This is a genomic window from Streptomyces sp. NPDC058086, from assembly GCF_042885015.1.
Taxonomy (GTDB): Bacteria; Actinomycetota; Actinomycetes; order Streptomycetales; family Streptomycetaceae; genus Streptomyces.
On record NZ_JBHVST010000239.1, the window covers coordinates 1 to 4,460 of the forward strand.

The following is a 4,460-nucleotide window of genomic DNA, read 5'->3' on the forward strand; positions in this document are numbered from 1 at the left end:
CGCGGCCGCTTCGTCTTTGTCTGCCATGACTCGTCCGATCCGCCCGGCCCGAGGGCCCGAGGGCGAGCCCCGGGCCAGGCTTCCACATCACGGACTTACACGATCTTTCAGACACGCTCAGCCACGCCGGTACTGCTCAGCGGCCTGCCGCACGAAAGCGTGGAGATGGAAGCATGAGCGGGAGGAGTGGTGGCGGAGCAATCTGGAGTTCGCTGCCGCCTTGCGCGAGGGCCGTCCGTACCGCCGGCCGAAGAAGCGGTGCCCGGTCTGCAAGGGCTGGTGGTTCGTCGGCGAGGTCACGGGCGTCAACCGCAAGCGGGTAGGCGCCCTGTACTGCTCCCCGAGGTGCCGCACCCGGGCCTATCGCCAGAGGCAATCGCGTTCAGAACGCGTCACGCCGTGACGCCTTCGTGTGACGCTATGGGGCTCGAAACCGGCACCTGCCGTGCTGCGTAGGGGTAGCCGTGGGGGCAGGTTGGTGGTGGGGCGACCCGGCACTGCCCGTCCCCCGTTGTGGTCCGGGCCGCTCCACCGCCAGGTCGGTCGCCGGCCCGCTCCGTATCGTCAGCGCGCCGGCAGGCCCCCTGTGGCGTGCCTGTCGACGGCAGACGTCATTTCACAAGAGATCGCGTACCGGGACCGACCCTGATGCGCGACGGCTGAGAACCTGATTTGAGTGCAGCTCGGATGGAGTGATCGTTCGGGCAGGTTTCGTCAGGTCGTGGCTGAGCGCCATAGCCAGCGGAGCGCATCGGGGAGTAGGACTCCGCCGTGGTTGGGGCTGTGGCCACCGTCGCCGAGGACGAGACGGAAGTCGTAGCCTGCTTCCGCGAGAGCGGCTGCCACACTCAGATTGCTGGCGAGCCAGTTCCTTTCGGGCCCGTTCCAGTTGAGGTCTCGGTGGCCTGCTTGCATGAAGATGCGCAGCGGTTTGCGGGGGGCGTTGGGGATCAGGGCAGGGTACGGGTTTCCGTTCGGCATCTGCGTGAAGCTGGAGAGGTAGCAGATGACTCGCCGGAACTTGTCCGGGCGCATCCACGCAGCCGTGAAGGCGCAGTTGCCGCCGCTGCTGCCACCGCAGATGCCCCATTGGTCGGCGTCCTCGGCGATCGAGTAGCGCCGTGTGACCTGGGGGAGGATCTCAGTCAGGAGAAAGGTGACGTAGCGGTCGTCGAACGCGTCGTACTCGGCGTTGCGGTTCTTCGATTGTTCGGAGTTCTTGAGGACGCCGGGGTCGACGAAGACGCCGATAGTGACCGGGATCTCGCCGCGGTGGATGAGGTTGTCCAACACGATGGCGCCGCGGACCTGCCCGTCCGGGTCCAGGTACCACCAGCCGTCCTGGAACACCATCAGCGACGCGGGTTCGGAGGGGTCGTATTGCGCGGGCACATGAACCCAGTACCGCCTCGTGGTGCCGGGGTAGATCGTGCTCTCGCACCAGTCGAACTCCACGGTCGAGCCGGCTGGGACGCCCGGCTGTATATCCGAATCGGGCCCGTAGGCGTAGCGAACGTCTTGCTGGTCGATGGGGAGCGGACGAAAGGGCAGCTCGATGGTCACGTCCGCACCCTAGAGATGCTGTCCGATCGTCTCAAAGGGATTGTGTGCGGTTTGTTCGGATCGACGGCCGCGATCAAGAGGTGAGGGCGTAAGTTCGCTGGTCGGGGGTGGGGTAGAGGCGTTCGTGCTCGCGGGCGGGGATGTCCACCAGCTGACGAGGGTGGGACTGTCAGACGTGAGCGCTAGCGTGTGTGGCCATGGCTGACATCTTTGAACTCATGCTCACGCTGGACCTGCGCGACGAATTGTCGGAGGAGGAGCTCGCGGAGCTCCAGTGGCACCTCGGGCTGGGCCCCCAGCCGAAGGTCCTCCGAATCGTGACCGATTTTCCGTTTGTAGTGGAGGATGATCATGGGGAGCTCATCGTCGAGGACCATCCTGAGCCTCTTCTGAGCCACCACGGCGAGGCGTTCAAGGTGGGCGGTGCACTTGTCTCGGTCCTGTTGCGCAAGCAGGACACCCGACATAATGCCTGGGCTCTGACCAGCCGGCAGGAGATCCACCCCGACGACCTCGAGCGCACTGGCGAACTGCTCACCTGGCTTGCGAACAAGGCTGGCGATTTTCACCGACGCCCCGATGGCAGCGTCCACCTGGGATGGTCCCGGTTCTATGAAGAGCGTCAGCCTGAGCCGCTGGTGGTGCGTGACGGCATAGTCATCTGGCCGTCGTAGCTGGGTCTTTCCTTTGCCAGCTGGGGGTGGCGCCTTTCCGAGCGAGGCGTCTGGCCATGAGGCTGATGGCTGCCCAGGTGATCAGTGCCTCGGAGTGCTGGACGAGACGCTCGTAGTCCCGGGCATGGCGGCGGGCACGCATCATCCAGGCCAGGCTACGTTCCATCGCCCAATCACACTGCGCATGGGCCGGCCCCGGAAGCGCCAACGACCGGGCCTTCAGTTCGGGGCGCGTAATCACTTGGGGCGCCGGCCCGCAGCCGGGACTCGACCTGGTCACCGAGCCAGGGAAGACACCGAGTGCGCCCATTGAGACGTTCGTTCTCCATCCTGGGGTGGACCTGGGCTGTCCACCCCAGAGCCGATCCGCCCTACGCCGCCGCTCTGCTGGAATATGCGTCGTGTCTGCCGTGACTGCGACGTTGCCCCGCATCTGGCCCAGCCCGGGCGGCAAACCCCTTCCGTCGACGGGGACGGCCGAGGTCTTCCGCGCTGCGTTCTTCTTCCTCGGCCGGGTCTACCTCCAGCAGCAGCGCGCCTACAGCCCGCTCGCCACGGGTCTCGCCTTCCTGCCGGTCGCCGTGGCCACGGGTATCGGCGCCCACCTGGGATCGCAGCTGGTCGGCCGCATCGGCAGCCGTACGACCGCGGTGGCCGGCCTGGTGGTTACGGCGGCCGGAACGATGCCGCTGGTCTGGCTCCCCGCGGACGGCAGCGTGTACGCGCGGCTAATGCCCGGCCTGGTCATCGCCTCGTTCGGCATCGGCGTCGCCTTCGTCACCGCCATCACCACCGCGCTCACCCTGGTCGCCCCGGAAGAGGCGGGACTTGCTTCCGGGGTCGTCAACACCTTCCACGAAGTGGGCGGTTCGATCGGCGTCGCCGTGCTGTCCACCGTCGCCGCGTCCGGCATCGAACACGGGGCGGCCGACGGTTTCACCAGCGCCTTCACCCTCAGCGCGATCACCGCCGCGGCGAGTGCGCTGATCGCCCTCGCCCTCGTACCGCACAGCAAGCCGCAGACGACCGGCGGCCCGCACGCGCACTGTGGTGACTGCCGAACCAGCGTCGCGGCTAACGCTTGGCCTGGGTGATCCGCCACAGCCGACGCGGAAGTTCGCCCTCCTCGAAGGCGTCGACGCGGTGCCTCTTCCAGCCCTGGGCGAGGCTCTTCAAGAGGTCCTCGTCGAAGAAGTGGACGGCGAAGCCGCCGTGTTCGTAGATGCCGTCGCCGTGGTCGATGCCTTTCCCGTAGTGGGCGTCGCCGGTGTGGCGGACGGTGTAGACGAGGAGGCCGCCCGGGCGTAGGACCCGGGCAATCTCGTCCATGGCGGCCCGGATCTCCTTCGTGGACAGGGCCATGCACAACAGCATGTGGGCGAACACGGCGTCCACGGAGGCGTCGGGCACCGGCAGCGGGTCGCGTACGTCGTGGAGGGTGGTCGTGATCCGGTCGGCGAGGCCGGATTCCCGGGCGGTTGCGGTGAGTTGCTCCAGGGCGGTGGCACTGAAGTCGGTGGCGTGCACGGTGAAACCCTTGCGGGCGAAGAACAGGGCGTCCCGGCCGTGCCCCGCGCCGAGTTCGAGCACCGTGCTTGCGCCGGCGGCACGGAAGACCTCGGCGGCATGACGTGCGGGTTCGGATGGCTCCGTGCCGTACATCTGCGGGTGCTGGGTGTAGGTCGCCTGCCAGTGGGCGCGCTGGGCATCGGCCACGGGCTTGTCGTTCGGGTTCTTCTGATCGTCCATGTTCGCCTCGTCGGTGCAGTGGGGGAGGGTGCCGGTGCCCTCCCCGGCACCCTCCCCGGGGAGTGTCAGTTCTTGCCGAGAAGCTTGTTCATCTCGGTGATCTCGGCGGTCTGCGCGGTGCTGATGCCGTCGGACATGGACGTGGCGGGACCGTATTTGCCCTTGTCCTTCTCGGTGGTGGCCATCTCTGTGACTCCTCCCCCTCATGAATGAGGGAGCTTCTCGCTATGCCGGTGTGGCGTCGCGCCGGACCAGCCCGGCCCGTAGAACGTTGATCGCGCCCACCGTGTCCGCGTGCGCGGTGTGGTCGCACGAGACGCAGTGGAACTTTTCCTGAGTGGGCCGGTTCTCCGCTGAGACGTGCCGGCATTCGGGGCAGGTCCGGGAGGTGTTGCGGGGGTCCACCGCTATCACTTGCCGTCCGGCTCCTTCCGCCTTGGCGGCCAGGATCGCGAGGAACACCCCCCATCCGGC

The 4,460-nt window shown here is 67.2% G+C and carries 5 protein-coding genes; 2 read left to right on the forward strand and 3 right to left on the reverse strand.

Annotated elements, in window-relative coordinates:
• Nucleotides 1–714 precede the first annotated feature (714 nt).
• Complete coding sequence (locus ACFVWD_RS57540) at nucleotides 715–1,563, reverse strand: alpha/beta hydrolase (protein WP_389607110.1); 849 nt, start codon at nucleotides 1,561–1,563, stop codon at nucleotides 715–717.
• A 197-nt stretch (nucleotides 1,564–1,760) separates the two neighbouring features.
• Here ACFVWD_RS57540 and ACFVWD_RS57545 point away from each other — a divergent pair, with 197 nt between their 5' ends.
• A complete protein-coding gene (locus ACFVWD_RS57545; RefSeq protein ID WP_389607111.1) occupies nucleotides 1,761–2,237 on the forward strand; it encodes a hypothetical protein in 477 nt (158 codons plus the stop codon).
• 401 nt (nucleotides 2,238–2,638) lie between these two features.
• Nucleotides 2,639–3,331: an MFS transporter gene (locus ACFVWD_RS57550; protein ID WP_389607112.1), complete on the forward strand. Its 693-nt coding sequence runs from the start codon at nucleotides 2,639–2,641 to the stop codon at nucleotides 3,329–3,331.
• Here the strand turns inward: ACFVWD_RS57550 and ACFVWD_RS57555 are convergent.
• Both ACFVWD_RS57555 and ACFVWD_RS57560 read right to left on the reverse strand, forming a co-directional pair.
• Entirely contained in the window at nucleotides 3,312–3,986 is a 675-nt protein-coding gene (locus ACFVWD_RS57555) for a class I SAM-dependent methyltransferase (RefSeq protein WP_389607114.1), read from the reverse strand. The genes ACFVWD_RS57550 and ACFVWD_RS57555 overlap by 20 nt on opposite strands.
• A gap of 225 nt (nucleotides 3,987–4,211) precedes the next feature.
• The coding region (locus ACFVWD_RS57560) for a zinc ribbon domain-containing protein (protein ID WP_389607116.1) at nucleotides 4,212–4,460 on the reverse strand (249 nt) is incomplete at its 5' end.